The sequence below is a fragment of the Arthrobacter sp. PvP103 genome, from assembly GCF_017833075.1.
Lineage (GTDB): Bacteria > Actinomycetota > Actinomycetes > Actinomycetales > Micrococcaceae > Arthrobacter.
In genome coordinates, this window is sequence record NZ_JAFIBQ010000001.1 from 568,752 (window position 1) to 588,343 (window position 19,592).

Here is a 19,592-nt window from a genome sequence, read left to right on the forward strand (position 1 = left end):
CACATTGTTAAGTGTGAACCCGGCCTCACTGTTGACTCTTGAGGGCACCTGGCCGATGGCCTGGGCGGCAGGCAGCCTTAGCGGGCTGCCGAGCCCTCGACGTAGTCCTCGTCCTGCTGCTGCCAGGAGAAGAGCCCGCGCAGTTCGCGGCCAACGCTCTCGATGGGGTGCTGCTCTGCCTTGGCCCGGAGCGCCTTGAACTCTACGCCGCCGTTGTCCTGGTCCTCGATGAAGCGCTTGGCGAACGCACCATTCTGGATGTCGGCGAGGACAGCCTTCATGTTTTCCTTCACCTCGGGGGTGATGACGCGCGGGCCGGAAACGTAGTCGCCGTACTCTGCGGTGTCGGAGACGCTCCAGCGCTGCTTGGCGATGCCGCCTTCCCACATGAGGTCGACGATGAGCTTGAGCTCGTGCAGGACCTCGAAGTAGGCGATCTGCGGCTGGTAGCCGGCCTCGGTGAGGGTCTCGAAGCCGTACTGGACCAGCTGGGAGACACCGCCGCACAGGACTGCCTGCTCGCCGAACAGGTCGGTCTCGGTCTCTTCGGTGAAGGTGGTCTTGATGACGCCGGCGCGGGTACCGCCAATGGCCTTGGCGTAGGACTTCGCGAGGTCCCATGCTGCACCGGTGGCGTCCTGCTCTACGGCGATGATATCGGGGATGCCGCGGCCGGCTTCGAATTCGCGGCGCACAGTGTGGCCGGGAGCCTTCGGGGCGATCAGGATGACGTCAACGCCCTCCGGTGCCTTGATGTAGCCGAAGCGGATGTTGAAGCCGTGCGCGAAGGCCAGGGCCTTTCCGGGGGTGAGCTTGTCCTTGATGGAGTCGTTGTAGATCGAGCGCTGGTGCTGGTCCGGCGCCAGGATCATGATGACGTCTGCCCATTCGGCGGCGTCGGCGACGTTCTTGACCGTGAAGCCTGCATCCTGGGCCTTGGCGATCGAGGAAGAGCCCTCCTTGAGGGCGATCGTCACCTCAACGCCGGAGTCGCGCAGGTTCAGGGCGTGGGCGTGGCCCTGCGAGCCATAGCCGACGATGGCCACCTTCCGGCCCTGGATGATGGAGAGGTCTGCGTCGTCGTCATAGAACATTTCAGTCACTTGCGTAACTCCTTTTGAGTGGATTCTCTGGTGTAAATAGTCTGTGGTGCTGCGGTACTGCACGGGCATTGCTCCGCAGGCGGGACTATGCCCCGCCTGCGGTCAAGACTGTGTCTTAAGCGGAGCGCAAGGCCCTGTCACTCATGGATCGGGATCCCCGCCCAACGGCAAGGGTGCCGGACTGCACAATTTCGCGGATGCCGAAGGGCTCGAGCACTGACAACAGTGCAGTGAGCTTTTCGGGATGGCCGGTTGCTTCAATGACCACCGAGTCTGTGGACACGTCGACCACTGAAGCGCGGAACAGGTCTGCAGCCTGGGTCACCTGCAGGCGTGTTGCGGCATCCGCACGTACCTTGACCAGGATGTGGTCTCGCTGTACGGAAGATTCTGAGGTGAGTTCAACAATCTTGATCACGTTGATGAGTTTGTTCAACTGCTTGGTGACCTGTTCGATCAGGTCACCGTCGGCGTCGACGACGACGGTCATCCGGGACATGCCCGGAACCTCCGTCGGGCCGACGGCCAGGGAATTGATGTTGAAGGCCCTGCGGGCGAAGAGGCTTGCGACCCGGGTCAGCACACCGGGCTTGTCTTCGACCAGAACGGACAGCGTGTGGCGGGTCATGATCAGTCCTCCTCTTCCCATTCCGGGGTCATGTTGCGGGCGACCTGGATCTGGTCGTTGCTCACTCCGGCGGGCACCATCGGCCACACCATGGAGTCTGGGCTCACCACGAAGTCGATCACGACGGGGCGGTCATTGATTTCAAGGGCTTTCTGGATGGTGGCGTCGATGTCCTCAGCGCGTTCGCACCGGAAGGATGCGCAGCCGTAGGCCTCGCCCAGTTTCACGAAGTCCGGGATCCGGACGGTTTGGTGGCCGGTGTTGAGGTCGGTGTTCGAGTAGCGGCCTTCGTAGAAGAGGGTCTGCCACTGGCGCACCATGCCCAGCGAGGAGTTGTTGATGACGGCAACCTTGATGGGGATCTTGTTGATGGCGCAGGTGGCCAGTTCCTGATTGGTCATCTGGAAGCAGCCGTCGCCGTCGATGGCCCAGACCACGCGGTCGGGCGCGCCCACTTTGGCACCCATGGCTGCGGGGACGGCGTAGCCCATGGTGCCCGCTCCGCCCGAGTTCAGCCAGGCGTGGGGGCGTTCGTACTTGATGAACTGCGCCGCCCACATCTGGTGCTGGCCAACGCCCGCAACGTAGATCCCTTCGGGGCCGGTCAGGGCACCGATGCGCTCAATGACGCGCTGCGGTGCGGTGAGGCCGTCCTCCGGCTCGGTCCATCCCAGCGGATACGTTTCCTTCAGATTGTTAAGGAACGTCCACCAGTTCTCCAAGTCCGGCTTGCCGGACGCCGCAAACTGCGTCTTCACGGCCTCGGTGAGTTCCGGAATGATCTCCTTGACGGAGCCCACGATCGGAACGTCCGCTGTGCGGTTCTTGGAGATCTCGGCAGGATCGATGTCCGCGTGGATCACCTTCGCGTTCGGGGCGAACGTCTTCAGGACACCGGTTACGCGGTCGTCGAAACGGGCGCCGAGCGTGATCAGCAGGTCGGACTGCTGCAGCGCGGTCACGGCGGAGACGGTGCCGTGCATGCCGGGCATGCCGACGTGCTGCGGGTGCGAGTCAGGGAACACGCCCCGCGCCATCAGGGTGGTGACCACGGGCGCGCCGGTGATCTCGGCCAGTTCCCGCAGCTCCGCGGAAGCGTGCGCCTTCACAACGCCGCCGCCAACGTACAGGACGGGCTTGCTGGCCGCGGCAATCAGCTTCGCTGCTTCGCGAACCTGCTTGTTGTGGCCGCGGAGCACGGGGCGGTATCCGGGGAGGTCGATCTTCGGCGGCCAGGAGAAGGTCATCTGGCCTTGCTGGGCATCCTTGGCGACATCCACCAGCACCGGGCCGGGCCGGCCCGTGGAAGCAAGGTGGAACGCCTCGGCCATGACATGCGGTATGTCGTTGGGGTCGGTCACCAGGAAGGAGTGCTTGGTGATCGGCATGGTGATGCCCACGATGTCCGCTTCCTGGAAAGCGTCCGTACCAATGACTCCGCTGGACACTTGGCCGGTGATGGCCACGAGCGGCACGGAGTCCATGTGCGCATCCATGATGGCGGTAACGAGGTTGGTGGCCCCGGGACCCGAGGTGGCAATACAAACGCCAACCCGCCCGGTAACCATGGCGTAGCCTTGCGCGGCGTGGCCGGCTCCCTGTTCGTGACGGACCAGCACGTGATTCATGCTTGAGGCCATCAAGGGGTCATAGGTGGGCAGGATCGCGCCACCGGGCAAACCAAAAATATCGTCCACGCCGAGTTCTTCGAGCGAGCGGACAATTGCTTGCGAACCGGTCATCACCGTCGGGGGTACGACGTTGTTCGGTCCAAGGACAGGAGAGACAGCAGCAGCGTGCTCGACGCCGGCATCGGCCGTGCGGTCGGCGCGTTCCGGAGCCTTGGGGGCTCCAGCGGACTTTGTAGCCATCAGCGAGGGGCTGATCGGCGATCCTTTGCTCATCGGACTCTTCCTTTGTGGATCTTCATTAGCGGGTGGTTCTCATGACGGGTGCAATAACTGAAACAAATAAAAAAACCCCTCAGCCTGGCGGCTCTTCGAGGGGTTGCGCGTGACGGTTCGTTACCAGTCGGGCTATTGAGCCACGCGCTTGGTAAGGACGACGACTGCATCTGCAGCGGCGCAGTTGGTAACGAATGCGATCATGCGTTCAGTTTTCCCTCTAAGTGAGACGGGTGTCAACGACACACATCCCCGTCTCACTATATGGACTCCATTGTCCACGGATTGAGCGCCATCCCAACTGACTCGCAGTTAACGCTCCGGAAAGCGTGTTTGGCGACGTTAACTGCCAGTCAGTTGGGTCAGCGCGGCTGCGGGGTACTACCCGCAGTATGCGCCGGTGGAGGCGCTGTGCACCAGCTTGGCGTACTTGGCCAGGACGCCCTTGGTGAACTTGGCCGGGAGCGGCTCCCAGCCGACCTTGCGGGACTCGAGCTCAGCCTCGTCCACCAGCAGGTCGAAGCTGCGGGCGGCAATGTCAACGCGGATGCGGTCACCGTCCTTGACGAAGGCGATAGGACCGCCATCGACGGCTTCAGGCGCGACGTGGCCGATGCACAGGCCGGTGGTACCGCCGGAGAAGCGGCCATCCGTGAGAAGCAGCACATCTTTGCCCAGCCCGGCACCCTTGATGGCGCCGGTGATAGCGAGCATTTCGCGCATGCCCGGGCCGCCCTTCGGCCCTTCATAGCGAATGACCACGACGTCGCCCTTGTTGATTTTGCCGTTGTCCAGCGCGTCAAGGGCGCCCTGCTCGCGCTCGAAGACGCGGGCCGTGCCTTCGAAAACGTCGGCGTCGAAGCCGGCGCTCTTCACGACGGCGCCTTCAGGTGCCATGGAACCGTGCAGGATGGTGATGCCGCCGGTCTTGTGGATCGGGTTGTCCAGGGCACGCAGGATCTTGCCATCCAGGTCCGGCGGGTTGATGGATGCAAGGTTTTCCGCCAGGGTCTTGCCGGTGACGGTCAGGCAGTCGCCGTGCAGCAGCCCGGCGTCGAGCAGTGCCTTCATGATGACCGGAACGCCGCCGATCTTGTCGACGTCGGTCATCACGTAGCGTCCGAACGGCTTCAGGTCGCCCAGGTGCGGAATCTTGTCGCCGATGCGGTTGAAGTCATCGAGCGTCAGTTCCACTTCAGCTTCGCGGGCGATGGCCAGCAGGTGCAGCACTGCGTTAGTGGAGCCGCCGAATGCCATGGTCACGGCGATGGCGTTCTCGAATGCCTTCTTGGTCATGATGTCGCGCGCAGTGATGCCGAGGCGGAGCAGGTTGACCACTGCTTCTCCGGATTTGCGGGCGAATTCATCACGACGGCGGTCTGCCGAGGGAGGAGCGGCGGAGCCCGGCAGGGACATGCCCAGGGCTTCGCCGATGCAGGCCATGGTGTTGGCCGTGTACATCCCGCCGCAGGCACCTTCGCCGGGGCAGATGGCGCGTTCGATGCGGTCAAGGTCTCCCCTGCTCATCTTGCCCGCGGCGCAGGCGCCCACGGCCTCGAATGCGTCGATGAGGGTGACTTCCTTTTCGGAACCGTCCTCCAGCTTGACCCAGCCAGGCATGATGGAGCCGGCGTAGAGGAACACGCTGGCGAGGTCCAGGCGCGCGGCCGCCATCAGCATTCCGGGGAGGGACTTGTCGCAGCCGGCCAGGAGCACCGAGCCGTCAATCCGCTCGGCCTGCATCACGGTTTCCACGGAGTCGGCAATGACTTCGCGCGAAACGAGGGAGAAGTGCATGCCCTCGTGACCCATGGAGATGCCGTCGGAGACCGAGATGGTGCCGAACTGCATGGGGAACCCGCCGCCGGCGTGGACGCCTTCCTTGGCGCCCTGGGCCAGCCGGTTCAGGGAAAGGTTGCAGGGAGTGATCTCGTTCCAGGAACTCGCCACGCCAATCTGGGGCTTCGCAAAGTCATCGTCGCCCATGCCGACCGCCCGGAACATTCCTCGCGCGGGAGCGGCGTGGATTCCGTCGGTTACGACCCGGCTGCGGGGCTTGATGTCCGGCTTGTTTTCTGTCGCGGTTTGGGTGTCCTCACTCATGCGTCAAAGTCTATGGCGCAAAGATGGGCGCCAACGACCCGGAAGGGACCGTTAAGCCGAAAAGCGGGAATATTTCGATCAAATAGTGGACTCTCGTCTCGCATAATGAGACAAGCGGTACGGGGCGTCCAGAATATGTGTCAGCCGTCACTCAGGCCTGCCGCATCAATGGACGCCGCTTCGGCCTCGAGCATGGACAAAACCTGCGCAATGGTGGTCCGGGCCGCCACGTCCGGACGAGCGAGCGCCACGATGCTGCGCCGGGCAGTGACGCCAAGCAGTGGACGGAGGACGAAGCCGCGTTCCTGGTTGCCCAAGGCCGTGTACCGCGGCAGCAGGCTCAGCCCGTGGCCGGCGCTGACAAGGGCCTCCAGGACACGAAGGTCCGGAAAGAGCTGCGCGCGGACCGCAGGGGAACCTGCCTGGACCTCGATCTGCCGCAGCACGGTATCAAACGGAAAGCCTTCCGGGACGCCCATCCACGGAAACCCCACCACATCGCTGGCCGTGAGCGAAGGCTTTGCCGCGAGGACGTGCCCCGCGGGCACGGCTACATCCAGCGGTTCGTTCAGGAGCGGAACCACCACCAGCCCCTGCCGGGCAAATACATCGGGACCATCCACGCTGTGGGCCAGCACGATGTCGTAATCGGCGGCCAGGGCAGCAAATCCCGCGACGCCGGGGTCTTCGAAACAGGCCTCGAACCGCAACCCCTCCACCGCCTTGACGCGGTGCAGGAGGCCGGGGAGGAACATTTCCGCTGCGCTCGGGAAGAAGGCCGCTTTGACATGCGTTTGCCAGCCCCGCCGGTACGTGTCAATGGTGGCTTCGGCGCGCGCCATGGCTGTGGAAACGTCCGCCGCGGCGGCAGCCATGGCCCGGCCTGCCTCCGTCAGGCGCACTCCTCTGCCGGACTTTTCCACGAGGACAACGCCCAGTTCATCCTGGAGGGTCTTGAGCTGCTGCGAGACAGCCGACGGCGTCACCTCCATTGCTTCGGCCGTGGCGCCCACTGTGCCCCGATCCGAGAGTTCGCGGAGAATCCGGAGGCGTTTCAAATCCATGAGGCGAGGCTACAGGACGGCGCCCTGCAGGGGGCCGTCGCACCCGGCGTGACCCGGTGCCATGCGCCGGGTCTGGTAGCGTGCGAGCCACTCTGCCTGCCCAACCACCAGGACTCCACTGTGAACAGCAAGCCCTCGCCCATCAACCCGGCACCGGACCCGGCATCCCCTCCTTCCGCGCCCGCCAGCGAAGGGCTCAAGGCGACGCTCCGGGCCGTGTTTGACCGCCAGATCCCCAACTACGGCGACTACAACCTCGTCTGCGGTTCGAGCAGCTTCGAAGCCCCGGGGGCGGCAGCCCGGGGTTGGGCTCCCCCGCGGAGGCGGAATTTCGTCATCGGCTACCGCTGGCACCCGGCCGAGGTCATAGTGGCTCCTTTCGATGAAAGGTCCCTGACGGCTACGGGCGTTCCGGTCGCAATCAATATGACCAATCTCGCCCGCGTCCGCCGGCTGCCGGGATTCCGGTCGTCCCCGGGCGGTTATGAAGTGGCGGCAAGCACGGGAAAGGCATTCCGCTTCGGCGTGGAAAACTCCATGCCACTGGCGCCGCCGTCCGGAAGTCCGGGTGAGCGGGCCACTCGCGGGACCCGGAGCATCGAACAGGCCCACGACGCCGCGGACTTCCATGAATTCATGGCCGACTTCGTGCAGCGCGGCCTGCCGCTCTGAGCCTTTACAGCCCTAATCACACCGACGTAACGTCAAGCAACGGCAACCTTGCCTTGTGGACAGAAGGGCACTGCTATGGACTGGATTATCTGGGTCATCGTCATCGTAGTAATCGTCGGAGTCGTCTGGTGGCTCCTGAACCGAAATAGTTCAGGGAACACCACGGGCACACCGACAGCCTCCGACTCCGGCGCGTCCGCTCCACAGGCACGGCAGTCCGCCGTCGACCGGCCGGCAGGAGCCGGTGCAGCAGGAGCCGGTGCAGCAGCATCGGCAGACGCCGCAGCCACGGCCGGAATGCCGGGCGCGGCAGGCTTCAGCCAGGCAGCCAAGACCGCGCCTTCGACGTCCGTTCCCGCGCAGCCCGCGACGGCCCCTTCCCCGACAGAGAGCGCCGCGCCCGGTGGCGGAGACGTGGATGACTGGGACGACGACGCCGGGTCGGCCAGCGGCGCGCCCGCTGCGGACACCGGGCGCACAACGACAGCCAACGAGACAGCCAAAGCTGAGGGCAGTTCTTCTGAGCGTGTAACTGCGGCCCGCACAGAGGACAAGTCGGAGTGGGAGGCGCAGTGGTCCGAGGCGGCCAGCACGCCGCACGCGGACCAGGCGCACACCAAAGAGGTTCCGGCCAGGGAATCAGCGGCCGGGGAGACTCAAGCCGCGGCGACCGGTCAGCAGGTTCCGGTCCACCACCCTGAGTACACGGAGCCCCATGCACCCACGCTTCCCGGCGCCGAATCGGCCGCGGCGGAAGATGCCCAGGACACAAACGTCACGGATCCACGAGCCGACGCCGGGCTGCCGCCCGCCGGCGCACGCGGCCCGGCTGCCGTGAGCGGAACGGCCGCTGTGAGCAGCACGGGGGTCCTCTCCGAAGGAGATGCGGAGACAATGCAGGCGGCCGCCTCCTCGGCCGCCACGGAAGCAGCCGCAAGCCATGCGGCGGAGCCCGCGGGACACCTGGCTGCGGACAAGCCCTACGGTGACGGATCGGCAGCCCCGGGGCCTGACGGCAGCGGACCCGACGGCTATACGGTCAAGGGCAATGCGCAATCCATGATCTATCACGATGAAACCAGCCCCGGGTACGAGGAAACCACTGCGGAAGTCTGGTTCGAGTCGGCCGCGCACGCGGAAGCGGCCGGGTTCCGGGCCCCGCGCCGGAGCCGGCACTAGGCCGTCCCGCCAGTGGGGGCCGGCATCCGGATGAATCGGGAGGGAACGGGGCCTGCGTCCAGGCCTGCACTCCGCCTTATGCCTGCCGCCGCCCTCGTATGGACGCTGGTTTTGTCCGCCTGCACCGGAGGCGGGGACGGCGGTCCCACGGGCACCACGGGTTCAACCACGGGCGGCGACGAGGCGTCCCGGGAACCCCGCGTACTCCGAACGGTGGAAGGACTGCAGCTGCCCTGGTCGGCCGTGTTCCTGCCGGATGGCACAGCCCTCATTTCTGAACGTGACAGCGGCGACGTCAAAGCGGTCAAAGACGGCGGGACTACGCTGCTTGGCAACATCCCCGGCGTTGTTCCCGGAGGTGAAGGCGGCCTCCTGGGGCTGGCGGTGTCACCGAGCTACGTTTCGGACAAGTCGATCTTTGCCTATTTCACCGCCCGGGCGGACAACAGGATTGCCCGCCTCACGCTGACTGAGGCCGAGCCCGGGGGCGCGCTGAGGCTTGGGCCGCCGGAGATAATCTTCTCCGGCATCCCCAAGGCGTCAACCCACAACGGTGGCCGCATACGTTTTGGGCCGGACGGGAACCTCTATGTGGGAACCGGGGATTCGCAGCGGCGCGAACAGCCGCAGGACCCGAACGCGCTGGGCGGCAAGATCCTCCGGATCACTGCTGACGGCAAGCCGGCGCCGGGTAACCCGTTTGGCGACAACCCGGTCTACAGCCTTGGGCACCGGAACGTGCAGGGCCTCGACTGGGATGACGCGGGCAGGCTGTGGTCCAGCGAGTTCGGGCCCACTGTGGACGACGAACTGAACCTGATCCAGCCGGGCGGAAATTACGGCTGGCCGGAGGTCACCGGGGCACCCGGCAAGCCGGGCTTTATTGATGCCAAAGTGGTGTGGCCTTCCACCGCGGAATCTTCCCCGAGCGGACTCGAGGTCGTCGGGTCCACGGCTTACCTCGGGGCCCTACGGGGCCAGCGGCTGTGGGCCGTTCCCCTTGACGGCGAAAATGCAGGCAAACCTGTGAGCCATTTCACAGCGAGGTTCGGCCGGATCCGCGACGTTTCGCTCGCCCCTGACGGCACTTTGTGGATGCTCACCAACAACCAAAACCCTGATTCTGCGCTGATTTTGGCGCCTCCGGCCAAGGCAGGGAGCTGAAATGAGCGCCGATTTCACACGGCGCTAATTCTCGTGTAGAGTTTCATGTCGTTGCGGAGATGAACGCGGGAAACAAAAGCCCTCGGGAAGAGCCAAAACAACAGCTGCACCTCTAGCTCAACTGGCAGAGCAATTGACTCTTAATCAATGGGTTCCGGGTTCGAGTCCCGGGGGGTGCACCACAGAAACCCCGTCTTCACAGGCCACAAGCCGTGAAGGCGGGGTTTTGCTTTGCCCGGGTGTCGCCGTTGCTGATCTTCGCATCCAGCATCCCCTGAGTGTCGGGCCACGGGAATCCCTCCACAGCCGTATGCCGCCCCGTGACCCCGGCATTTCTTTGGGAAAAATTCACCCTAAGCATCGGAATAGCTGAGCCGAACTGGATAGAGTGGCGTCACTACTAGGTGTGGGAGGGCAAACCATGGCTGTCTTTCGGTTCACTGTTACCGGCACGATCGAAGCCGATGCCGAAGCCATAGGCGCGGCCATGGCCGCCTCGCTGCCGGGCCCATCCACGGACGCCGGGACACTGGCGGCACTGGAGACAAGCTTTGAGTTCACTGAAAACCCCGGCTCGGCGCTACAGGCGTTACTGGAGATGGGCGTGATCGCCATCCTGCAAGCCAAACTGGGCCCCCTGGACAAGGGCTGGGACATTCAGGCGCTGGAGGCGATCGCCGTCCGGCTTCTCGGGTAGGACGGCGCGGTCAGTTGACGCTGTTCGCTTCCACAGTGACGCCGGACTCGGCACCTGCCACGATTGCCTTGGTCTCCGGCGAGGAAAAACGACTGGCCAGGACGGTCACTACGGCCTGGAGCTCCTGACGGAGAACGTCGGGATCGATGGAAGCGGCCGCCAAGACAGTTCGTTCCATGTCCGCTGCGGCGGCCACGGCCTCTACTCCGCGCTCGGTCAGGGACACCACGTGGCTCCGCCGGTCGGACGTGCTGCGTTCACGGCGGATGTGTCCATGCACCTCAAGCCGGCTAAGGGTTTTGCCCATGGTCTGCGCCTGCACGCGGACCAACTGAGCCAGCTGTGCCTGCGTCATGGGTCCATTGTGGGCAAGAACTTCCATGGCGATGACCCCCGCATGGGTGAGCCCAATGGCTCCCAGCTTCTCGTTCCAGGAGTGTTCCACGAGCCGTGCCGCGGTGGACAAGAGGCGCCCAGTGGGCCAGCGATCCATATCAGGCATACAACTTAGTATAGCCAGCGTGGGATTCGTCCCTCGCTCCCGCGCTTACTAAGCTTAAATGTCCAGAACATTCCTAAGGAGAAAATATTGACTGAACGACTCATTCCCGGCTCTCCGGCGCCGGACTTTACTCTGAAGGACTCCGCGGGGAAGGACGTCAGCCTGAAGGACTACCGCGGGCGGAACACCATCGTTTACTTCTATCCGGCAGCATCCACGCCCGGCTGCACCAAGGAAGCGTGCGACTTCCGCGACACTCTTGCCTCCCTGCAACGTGAAGGCTACGACGTCCTGGGTGTCTCCCCCGATCCGGTCGGGAAACTTGCCACGTTCGCCGAGAAGGAAGGCCTGACTTTCCCCCTGTTGTCCGACGAAGACCACGCCGTGGCTGAGGCTTACGGCGCGTGGGGGGAGAAAAAGAACTACGGGCGGACGTACGAGGGCCTCATCCGATCCACTGTTGTAGTGGATCCGGACGGCAACGTCGCCGTGGCACAGTACAACGTGCGGGCCACCGGCCACGTGGCGAAGCTTCGCCGGGACCTCGGACTGGCCTAGCTGCACTCCAGGCGCCAGCGGGCGCAGCTGATCCAAGCGGAAGGCGCGCCCGGCAGGTACACTGGAGCCTGGAATCCGCCGTCGAACGTCTTTTCGCTTTCCCACGGACAGCAGGAACAACACACGACGGCGCCGCGCGCGAGTGGTGAAATTGGCAGACACGCAGGATTTAGGTTCCTGTGCCTTCGGGCGTGGGGGTTCAAGTCCCCCCTTGCGCACAGCAGCACAACCCTGGGAATCCCGGGCCTCACGGTCCGGGATTCCGTCGTTTAACGCCGCCGCACCGGTACCGGAAGGCCTTCGAAAAAAAGATTCTCCCCCGTCACCCATCCATTACTGCCGAACTGCCGAATACACATTGAGACACCAACCAAGGGTCGGTGCCCACAGTCGGAAAACAGCCAGTGCAGTGATCGAAGAAGTCGTTCGCCGCAGGCAATGATCGGCACTAACAAGGAGAATCGAAATGCAGTCATTCAAGCGCACAACTTTCACCGTTGCAGGTGTTGCAGCTGCAGCTCTGCTGAGCCTGACCGCATGCGGCGGATCGGCCACCACGGCCAACAGCTCCTCCGCACCCGCTTCCACGCCGTCCGCTTCGAGCATGGCGCCGTCACCGTCGACCAGCTCCGCGGCTGCGATGGATCCCGCCGCAAACCTGGTGGGCCCCGGCTGCGCAGGATACGCCGAGAAGGTTCCCAGCGGTGCAGGCTCGGTATCGGGAATGGCCCTCGATCCGGTTGCGGTCGCAGCCTCCAACAACCCGCTGCTGACCACCCTCACGGCGGCAGTGTCCGGCAAGCTCAACCCCAAGGTCAACCTCGTGGATACGCTCAACGGCAGTGAATTCACGGTCTTCGCACCGGTGGATGACGCGTTCGCCAAGATCGACGCCGCCACCATCGAAACGCTCAAGACGGACGACGCCCTCCTGAGCAAGATCCTGACTTACCACGTTGTTCCCGGCCAGATCACCCCTGACAACATTGTGGGCACCCACAAGACTGTCCAGGGCGGCTCGGTCACCGTGACCGGCACCAAGGATGCACTGAAGGTCGATGACGCCAGCGTCATCTGCGGCGGCGTCAAGACCGCCAACGCCACGGTCTACCTGGTGGACTCCGTCCTGATGCCGAAGTAGGCAACCACGAACCCTCCTGTCCCGGCTCCAGCCTGACTCCCTGGACCGATCCCGGAGAAACTGAGGCCCGCACCCTCCGGTGCGGGCCTCAGTTTTGCCTTCCGGAAGGCCCGGAGGGCATCAGGAGGCGCTCCCGGCGAGTGTCCAGGATCGTTCAATTAGACTGGGGACCGGTCCGCTGCCCGCGGTCCTTCCGGCCGCCCAGAGGTGATCATCGAGTGCCCAGCAGTAAATCGCGCCGCATTGCAGTCAGTATCGGTGCAGGGGTCCTGTCGCTGCTGCTGGCCGCATGCACGGGAACGCCGGCTCCGGCACCGGCGTCGTCCTCTGCGGCTCCTGCCGGCACGGCAGCCGCTGGCCCTACCGCGACGTTCACCTTCGGCACGGCGGCCCAGCCGCTGGGACTTGATCCCGCGCTGGCATCCGATGTGGAGTCCTACCGGATCACCCGCCAGGTCCTGGAGGGCCTTGTGGGAGTGGACCAGACCACGGGGCTGCCCACTCCCCTGCTCGCCACTGAGTGGGCGGAATCCAACGAAGGCCGCGCCTACACCTTCAAGCTCCGCGAGGGCGTCACCTTCCAGGACGGTACACGCTTCGATGCCGCGGCTGTCTGCGCCAACTTCAACAGATGGTTCAACTTCCCGGCGAGCCTGCGGAAGCAGGCGCCCGGCACATCGTTCAAGGGCGTGTTCAAGGCCTACGCCGACCAGGCATCGCTCTCCATCTACAAGGGCTGCACCGCCGTCTCTGCCGGGAACGTCCGGATCGACCTCACCCAGCCGTTCACCGGGTTCCTCCAGGCGCTGACGCTCCCGGCCTTCGCCATGTCCTCCCCGACGGCCATGGCGGCACAGAAGGCGGACAGCCTCAGCCAGACCCGGGACGGCCAGCCCGTGTCGGCCTATGCCCTGCACCCTGTGGGCACGGGTCCCTTCAGCTTCGCCGCGTGGCAGGACTCCAGCGTCAAGCTGGTCAGCAACGAGGACTATTGGGGTGACAGGGGGCAGATCGGCACCATCAACTTCGTCACCTACGATCACCCGCAGTCCAGGCTCCAGGCCCTCCTCGACGGGAAGATCGACGGCTATGACGCCGTCACTGTGGGCAACTTCGACCAACTCGTCAAACGCGGGCAGCAAATCATCCAGCGCGACCCGTTCTCCGTGATGTACCTGGGCATGAACCAGGAAGTGCCCATCCTGCAAAACATCAAGGTGCGCCAGGCCATCGAGATGGCGGTGGACAAGGAAACGCTGATCCGCCGGTTCTTCATCGACAACACTGCCCAGGCAACCCAGTTCGTCCCGCCCAAGCTCAGCGGGTTCAACAACAACGCCCCCTCCCTGGGCCACGACCCGGCCAAGGCCAAGGCGCTTCTGGAGGAAGCCGGGTACAAGGGCGAGGAACTCAAGTTCTACTACCCCCTCAATGTCACCAGGCCATACCTTCCCACACCCGAAAAGGTGTACGCAGAGCTCAGCAGGCAACTTACCGCCGTGGGCCTGAACATCAAGCCGGTTCCGGTGGAGTGGTCGGACGGGTACCTGCAAAAAGTCCAGTCACCAGGGGACCACGCCCTGCACCTGCTCGGCTGGAACGGTTCCTACTCGGATCCGGACAATTTTGTGGGTCCCCTGTTTGGCGAGAAGACCGGTGAATTCGGCTACCAGGACCCGCAGGTCTTTTCGAAGATCGCCCGGGCACGCGGCTTGCCGGAGGGCGAGGAGCGGACGCAGCAATACCGCACCATCAACGCCCAGATCGCCGAATCGGTCCCCGCCGTCCCCATTGCTTTCCCCATTTCAGCTCTGGCGCTCTCCGACCGGGTGCTGAAGTACCCTGCCTCGCCGGTATTAAACGAGGTTTTCACAAAGGTGGAGCTAAAACCTTGACGGACTGCCCCAATTTCAGTTAGTAGGGTGCTCGGGGATATTCTGTGACAGCCAGAGCCGCTGCTATCGGAGACTGATTGTGACTTTCATTTCCAAGACCCAACATGCCGACGTCGTCCTGATTGGCGGCGGCATCATGAGCGCCACGCTGGGTGCGTTCATCAAGCAGCTCGAACCGAACTGGACCATTTCGCTGTTCGAACGGCTCGACGAAGCCGGCCTGGAAAGCTCAGGCCCGTGGAACAACGCAGGAACAGGGCACGCCGCCCTGTGTGAGCTTAACTACTCGCCCGCAGCCAAAGACGGCTCGGTTGATCCATCCAAGGCGCTGCACATCAACGAACAGTTCCAGCTATCCCGCCAGTTCTGGTCCCACCTGGTCAGCAACTCGCTCATCGGCTCCCCCAAAGGGTTCATCAACACTGTCCCCCACATGAGTTTCGTCATCGGGGACGCCAACGCGGACTTCCTGAAGACCAGGTATAAGGCACTGAAGCCGAACACCCTCTTCCGTTCCATGGAGTACTCCGAAGACCACGCGCAGATCGCCAAGTGGGCGCCCCTGATCGTCAAGGGCCGCGACCCGAAGCAGAGGATTGCGGCCACGCGCGCGGCCGAAGGAACCGATGTCGACTTCGGCGCACTGACCCGTGAGCTGACTACGTACCTTGGCAACAACGGCGTGGAGATCAACTACGGACACGACGTCAACGGCATCCGGCGCGCCCCGGGCGGCGGCTGGGACCTGACGCTCAAGCACAAAAAGTCCGGAGAGCACGGCAACATCCACGCGAAGTTCGTGTTCGTCGGTGCCGGCGGCGGCGCACTGCATCTGCTGCAGGCCTCCGGCATTCCCGAGAGCAAGGGCTACGGCGGGTTCCCGGTCTCCGGCCAGTTCTTCCGCTGCACCGACGAAGCCCTCGCCGCCCAGCACAGCGCCAAGGTCTACGGCCAGGCGTCCGTGGGGGCCCCGCCCATGTCCGTTCCGCACCTTGACACCCGTTACGTCGACGGCAAGCGTTCGCTGCTCTTCGGGCCCTACGCCGGGTTCTCCACCAACTTCCTGAAGAACGGCTCGTACCTGGACCTGCCGTTGTCGATCCGCCCCGGCAACATCATCCCGATGCTTGCCGTGGCGAAGGACAACATGGACCTTACGGCGTACCTGGTCAAGGAAGTCGCGAAGCGGCACGGCGACAAGGTGGAGGCCCTTCGCGAGTACTACCCCGAAGCAAAAGACGGCGATTGGGAACTCATCACCGCCGGCCAGCGTGTTCAGATCATCAAGAAGGATCCGAAGAAGGGTGGTGTCCTCCAGTTCGGCACTGAAGTGATCGCCGCGCGCGATGGTTCCATCGGTGCGCTGCTTGGCGCCTCCCCGGGAGCTTCCACCGCAGTCCCCATCATGATCGAACTCCTCCAGAAGTCCTTCCCCAGGAACTTCAAGGGCTGGCAGTCCAAGCTGAAGGAAATGATGCCCGGCTACGGCATCAAGCTCAACGACAACCCGGAGCTGGCCGCACGGCTGGAGGCGGAAACCGCCAAGACCCTCCAGCTGGAAGCCATAGACGCCCCCTCCAGCTGAGGCCCTGTTCGGGTTACGGCAGGTTCCACCCCCAACCACAAGACCGTTAACCCACCAGGAGACAATGAGATGTACCGGCTGGCAAAACTATCGCTGGCAAACAGGGCCCTGATCGCGCTGATCACCGTCTTCGCGTCGGTGTTCGGCGTGATCACCATGTCCTCGCTCAAGCAGGAACTCATTCCCTCCATCGAGTTTCCGCAGATCACCGTCATCTCGGCCATGCCCGGTGCTTCGCCGGAAGTGGTGGACAAGCAAGTGAGCGGGCCCCTCGAGACTGCGCTGAACGGTGTCGAGGGGCTTGAGTCGACGTCGTCCACCTCCCGGACGGGCGTTTCGCAGATCACCATGGTGTTCACGTACGGTTCAAACCTGGACCGGGCACGGAACCAGATCGACCGTGCCATTTCCAACGCCAAGCGCGCCCTGCCCGATGATGTCCAGCCACAGGCCATTGCAGGCAGCATCAGCGATTTCCCGATTGTGTTCCTGGCAGTCTCTTCCGACAAGCCGCTCAGTGAACTGAACGCCGACCTGCAACGCCTCAGTGTCCCCCGGCTCCAGAAGCTCGACGGCGTCAGGGGCGCCGACGTCACCGGCGGGGCCAGCCAGCACATCCAGATCCTTCCCCGCCCCGAGGCCATGGCGGCCAAGGGCGCCACCATCCAGTCCATCAGCAATGCGCTGAAGAACAACGGGGCACTCATTCCGGCTGGCACCATCGAGGAACAGGGCAAGACGCTATCTCTGCAGATCGGCAGCCCGGTGGACTCCCTGGACGCCGTCAGGGCCCTGCCGCTTAGCGGCGCCAAAGATGCCGCCACTATCGGCAGCGTCGCGGACGTCAGCATCAAGGATGACCTCCGCACGTCGATTACCCGCACGAACGGCAAGGAAACGCTGGCCCTCTCCGTGACCAAAAAGCCCGAGGGCGACACGGTGGCGATCTCGCATGCAGTGAAGGACTCCATCGGCCAGCTTGAGGCTGAGCTGGGATCCAACGCCAAGTTCACCCCGGTGTTCGACCAGGCCCCGTTCATCGAAAAGTCCATCAAGGACCTCACCACGGAAGGCCTGCTGGGTCTGGGCTTTGCCGTCGCAGTCATCCTGGTGTTCCTGATGTCCGTGCGCTCCACGCTGGTCACTGCCGTCTCCATCCCGCTGTCCCTGCTCATCACCTTCATCGGTCTCTCCGCGACGGGTTACTCCCTGAACATCCTCACCCTCGGAGCACTCACGATCGCAATCGGCCGCGTGGTGGATGACTCGATTGTGGTGATCGAGAACATCAAGCGCCACCTCAGCTACGGCGAGACGAAACTGTCGGCCATCCTCACCTCCATCCGCGAAGTCGCCGGCGCCATCACGGCGTCAACGCTGACCACAGTGGCAGTCTTCCTTCCGATTGCGTTCGTCGGGGAACTGGCCGGCGAGCTATTCCGGCCCTTCGCCCTGACGGTGACAATCGCGCTGCTCTCGTCGCTGCTGGTGTCCCTCACCATCGTCCCCGTACTGGCCTACTGGTTCCTCAAGGCCCCGGCTGACAGCACCGGGGCTTCCCTGTCCGCCGCGGCGGCGCGGGAGGCCGCGGCCAAGGCCCATGAGGCCGAGCAGCGCAGCCTGCTGCAGCGCGGCTACCTGCCCGTCCTCAACAAGACGCAGAAGCACCCGGTGGTGACACTCATAGCGGCAGTCCTGGTGCTCGGCGGGACGGCGGCGATGACGCCACTGCTCGCCACCGACCTGCTGGGCCGTTCCGGCGAGAACAGCATGACTGTCCGGCAGGTCCTTCCGGCCGGTACAAGCCTCACGGACACCAGCGCCGCAGCAGTGAAGGTCGAGGAAGTACTGCGGAACATTGACGGCATCAAGGACGTGCAGGTCACGTCGGGGAACGCGCAGACCGGCTTCACCGCACTCACGTCCAGCGGCGCCTCGAACTCCTCGTTCACCGTGGTCACCGAGGAGAAGGCCAACCAGGCCCGGCTGCAGGAAACCGTCCGCACCGAACTGGCGAAGATCAGTGATGCGGGAAAGATCTCCGTTGGATCCCAGCAGGGCGGATTCGGTACCACGTCCACGGTGGACATCACCCTGAAGGCGGCGAACTCAGCGGACCTCAGGACCGCAAGCGATGCCATGGTCAAGGCCATGGAGGGTGTCCCTGGCAGCACTGAGGTTGCCACGAACCTTGCAGCCAGCCAGCCGGTGGTCCAGGTCAAGGTGGACCGCGCCAAAGCGGTCGCGGCCGGCCTGAACGAGGAGCAGGTGGCCGGCGTCCTGGCCTCCACCATCAGTCCGTTGCCGGCCGGAACAGTGCGGATCGATACCAACGATTTCCCGGTGCAGATCGGCGAGGGCACCCGGTTCACCAGCGTCGCCGCCGTGCGGAACATCCCGCTGCCGGCATCAGGCGGGGCCGTGACGCTGGGAAGCATCGCCGCCGTGGAACAGGTGGACATCCCGGTGTCCATTACCGCCAGCAACGGCCAGCGTACCGCGCGGGTCTCGGTGACGCCGTCGGGCGCCAATCTGGGCGCCGTGAGTACCGAAGTGCAGAGCCGGCTCAAGGGGGTTGAACTCCCGGCCGGCGTCACGGCGGAGATCGGCGGCGCCACCACGCAGCAGACGGAGTCGTTCCAGCAGTTGGGCCTGGCACTGCTGGCCGCCATCGCCATTGTGTACGTAATCATGGTGGCGGCGTTCAAATCGCTCATCCAGCCGCTCATCCTGCTGGTATCCGTTCCGTTCGCAGCCACGGGGGCCGTCGCCCTGCTGCTGGCGACCGGCGTGCCGCTGGGCCTGCCGTCGCTGATCGGCATGCTCATGCTGGTGGGCATTGTGGTGACCAACGCCATCGTCCTGATCGACCTCATCAACCAGTACCGGCAGCCGCGGAACGGCCGGCCGGGAATGAATGTCGCCGACGCCATCACCCACGGGGCGCGGCAGCGCCTGCGCCCCATCCTGATGACAGCCCTGGCCACCGTTTTCGCGCTCACGCCGATGGCGCTGGGCCTCACCGGCGGAGGGGGTTTCATCTCCCAGCCCCTGGCGGTCGTGGTCATCGGCGGCCTGGTGTCCTCGACGGCGCTGACGCTGGTCCTGGTACCGGTCCTTTACCGGCTGGTGGAAGGGCGCCGTGAGAAGAAGGCGCTGCTCCGTGCGATGCACGAGCGCCCCGACTTCGGGCCGCCGGACGACGTCGACGCAGAGTTCCGTGATTGGACAACAGGAATGGTCCCCAAGGTTTCCGGCCGCCGGGCCGCAGCCGGCGAACCCGAATAGCCCCTGAGCCTGAAGAACAGCAGTGCCCGTGCCGCCCCGGTGGCACGGGCACTGCTGTTTCACCAATCGGGAATATCCTGGCGTGCCGGACGTTACATCAGACGATAGA

General features: G+C 64.3%; 15 protein-coding genes and 2 tRNA genes. 11 read left to right on the plus strand and 6 right to left on the minus strand.

The annotated features are described in order from the left end of the window. Window positions 1–77: 77 nt before the first annotated feature. The 5 genes from ilvC to JOE41_RS02680 all read right to left on the minus strand — a co-directional run bounded on the left by ilvC (window position 78) and on the right by JOE41_RS02680 (window position 6,802). Window positions 78–1,103 (minus strand): ketol-acid reductoisomerase, encoded by a 1,026-nt coding sequence (ilvC, locus tag JOE41_RS02660; RefSeq protein WP_011692378.1) that lies wholly within the window; start codon window positions 1,101–1,103, stop codon window positions 78–80. A 115-nt stretch (window positions 1,104–1,218) separates the two neighbouring features. Further along, window positions 1,219–1,731, minus strand: coding sequence for an acetolactate synthase small subunit (ilvN, locus tag JOE41_RS02665; protein WP_011692379.1), 513 nt, complete (start codon window positions 1,729–1,731; stop codon window positions 1,219–1,221). Between the two features lie 2 nt (window positions 1,732–1,733). Then, window positions 1,734–3,635 (minus strand): acetolactate synthase large subunit, encoded by a 1,902-nt coding sequence (locus JOE41_RS02670; protein ID WP_011692380.1) that lies wholly within the window; start codon window positions 3,633–3,635, stop codon window positions 1,734–1,736. Window positions 3,636–4,016: 381 nt separating this feature from the next. Next, window positions 4,017–5,738, minus strand: a complete 1,722-nt coding sequence (gene ilvD / locus JOE41_RS02675) for a dihydroxy-acid dehydratase (protein WP_011692381.1) — start codon at window positions 5,736–5,738, stop codon at window positions 4,017–4,019. A gap of 140 nt (window positions 5,739–5,878) precedes the next feature. Next, entirely contained in the window at window positions 5,879–6,802 is a 924-nt protein-coding gene (locus JOE41_RS02680; protein WP_011692382.1) for a LysR family transcriptional regulator, read from the minus strand. A 120-nt stretch (window positions 6,803–6,922) separates the two neighbouring features. Between JOE41_RS02680 and JOE41_RS02685 the strand changes: the two genes are divergently transcribed. The 5 genes from JOE41_RS02685 (at window position 6,923) to JOE41_RS02705 (ending at window position 10,514) form a co-directional block, all read left to right on the plus strand. Continuing rightward, window positions 6,923–7,474, plus strand: a complete 552-nt coding sequence (locus tag JOE41_RS02685) for a hypothetical protein (protein WP_245200603.1) — start codon at window positions 6,923–6,925, stop codon at window positions 7,472–7,474. 75 nt (window positions 7,475–7,549) lie between these two features. Beyond that, window positions 7,550–8,653 carry a hypothetical protein gene (locus tag JOE41_RS02690; RefSeq protein WP_209750740.1) on the plus strand — a complete coding sequence of 368 codons (1,104 nt, stop codon included), beginning with the start codon at window positions 7,550–7,552 and terminating at the stop codon, window positions 8,651–8,653. A 78-nt stretch (window positions 8,654–8,731) separates the two neighbouring features. Then, window positions 8,732–9,817, plus strand: coding sequence for a sorbosone dehydrogenase family protein (locus tag JOE41_RS02695; RefSeq protein WP_245200604.1), 1,086 nt, complete (start codon window positions 8,732–8,734; stop codon window positions 9,815–9,817). 106 nt (window positions 9,818–9,923) lie between these two features. Then, a tRNA-Lys gene (locus JOE41_RS02700) sits at window positions 9,924–9,999 on the plus strand. Between the two features lie 239 nt (window positions 10,000–10,238). Beyond that, window positions 10,239–10,514 carry a hypothetical protein gene (locus JOE41_RS02705; protein ID WP_011692385.1) on the plus strand — a complete coding sequence of 92 codons (276 nt, stop codon included), beginning with the start codon at window positions 10,239–10,241 and terminating at the stop codon, window positions 10,512–10,514. Between the two features lie 10 nt (window positions 10,515–10,524). On the opposite strand, the gene JOE41_RS02710 is transcribed toward JOE41_RS02705, so the two are convergent. After that, the gene (locus tag JOE41_RS02710) at window positions 10,525–11,007 is read right to left on the minus strand and encodes a MarR family winged helix-turn-helix transcriptional regulator (RefSeq protein ID WP_052309693.1); all 483 of its coding nucleotides are present in this window, start codon (window positions 11,005–11,007) and stop codon (window positions 10,525–10,527) included. Between the two features lie 96 nt (window positions 11,008–11,103). Here JOE41_RS02710 and bcp point away from each other — a divergent pair, with 96 nt between their 5' ends. The 6 genes from bcp (at window position 11,104) to JOE41_RS02740 (ending at window position 19,483) form a co-directional block, all read left to right on the plus strand. Beyond that, window positions 11,104–11,574: a thioredoxin-dependent thiol peroxidase gene (bcp, locus tag JOE41_RS02715; RefSeq protein WP_209750744.1), complete on the plus strand. Its 471-nt coding sequence runs from the start codon at window positions 11,104–11,106 to the stop codon at window positions 11,572–11,574. A 136-nt stretch (window positions 11,575–11,710) separates the two neighbouring features. Continuing rightward, a tRNA-Leu gene (locus tag JOE41_RS02720) sits at window positions 11,711–11,792 on the plus strand. A gap of 248 nt (window positions 11,793–12,040) precedes the next feature. Further along, complete coding sequence (locus JOE41_RS02725; RefSeq protein WP_011692388.1) at window positions 12,041–12,715, plus strand: fasciclin domain-containing protein; 675 nt, start codon at window positions 12,041–12,043, stop codon at window positions 12,713–12,715. 218 nt (window positions 12,716–12,933) lie between these two features. Beyond that, entirely contained in the window at window positions 12,934–14,610 is a 1,677-nt protein-coding gene (locus tag JOE41_RS02730) for an ABC transporter substrate-binding protein (protein WP_209750746.1), read from the plus strand. A gap of 79 nt (window positions 14,611–14,689) precedes the next feature. Next, window positions 14,690–16,195 carry a malate:quinone oxidoreductase gene (locus JOE41_RS02735; protein WP_209750747.1) on the plus strand — a complete coding sequence of 502 codons (1,506 nt, stop codon included), beginning with the start codon at window positions 14,690–14,692 and terminating at the stop codon, window positions 16,193–16,195. A 69-nt stretch (window positions 16,196–16,264) separates the two neighbouring features. After that, complete coding sequence (locus tag JOE41_RS02740) at window positions 16,265–19,483, plus strand: efflux RND transporter permease subunit (protein ID WP_209750750.1); 3,219 nt, start codon at window positions 16,265–16,267, stop codon at window positions 19,481–19,483. Window positions 19,484–19,592: the final 109 nt, after the last annotated feature.

Bases quoted from the DNA above. Each gene is read 5' to 3' on its own strand.
- ilvN (WP_011692379.1), bottom strand. From the start codon at position 1,731: ATGACCCGCCACACGCTGTCCGTTCTGGTCGAAGACAAGCCCGGTGTG.
- JOE41_RS02670 (WP_011692380.1), bottom strand. From the start codon at position 3,635: ATGAGCAAAGGATCGCCGATCAGCCCCTCGCTGATGGCTACAAAGTCC.
- ilvD (WP_011692381.1), bottom strand. From the start codon at position 5,738: ATGAGTGAGGACACCCAAACCGCGACAGAAAACAAGCCGGACATCAAG.
- JOE41_RS02680 (WP_011692382.1), bottom strand. From the start codon at position 6,802: ATGGATTTGAAACGCCTCCGGATTCTCCGCGAACTCTCGGATCGGGGC.
- JOE41_RS02690 (WP_209750740.1), top strand. From the start codon at position 7,550: ATGGACTGGATTATCTGGGTCATCGTCATCGTAGTAATCGTCGGAGTC.
- JOE41_RS02695 (WP_245200604.1), top strand. From the start codon at position 8,732: ATGCCTGCCGCCGCCCTCGTATGGACGCTGGTTTTGTCCGCCTGCACC.
- JOE41_RS02705 (WP_011692385.1), top strand. From the start codon at position 10,239: ATGGCTGTCTTTCGGTTCACTGTTACCGGCACGATCGAAGCCGATGCC.
- JOE41_RS02710 (WP_052309693.1), bottom strand. From the start codon at position 11,007: ATGGATCGCTGGCCCACTGGGCGCCTCTTGTCCACCGCGGCACGGCTC.
- JOE41_RS02725 (WP_011692388.1), top strand. From the start codon at position 12,041: ATGCAGTCATTCAAGCGCACAACTTTCACCGTTGCAGGTGTTGCAGCT.
- JOE41_RS02740 (WP_209750750.1), top strand. From the start codon at position 16,265: ATGTACCGGCTGGCAAAACTATCGCTGGCAAACAGGGCCCTGATCGCG.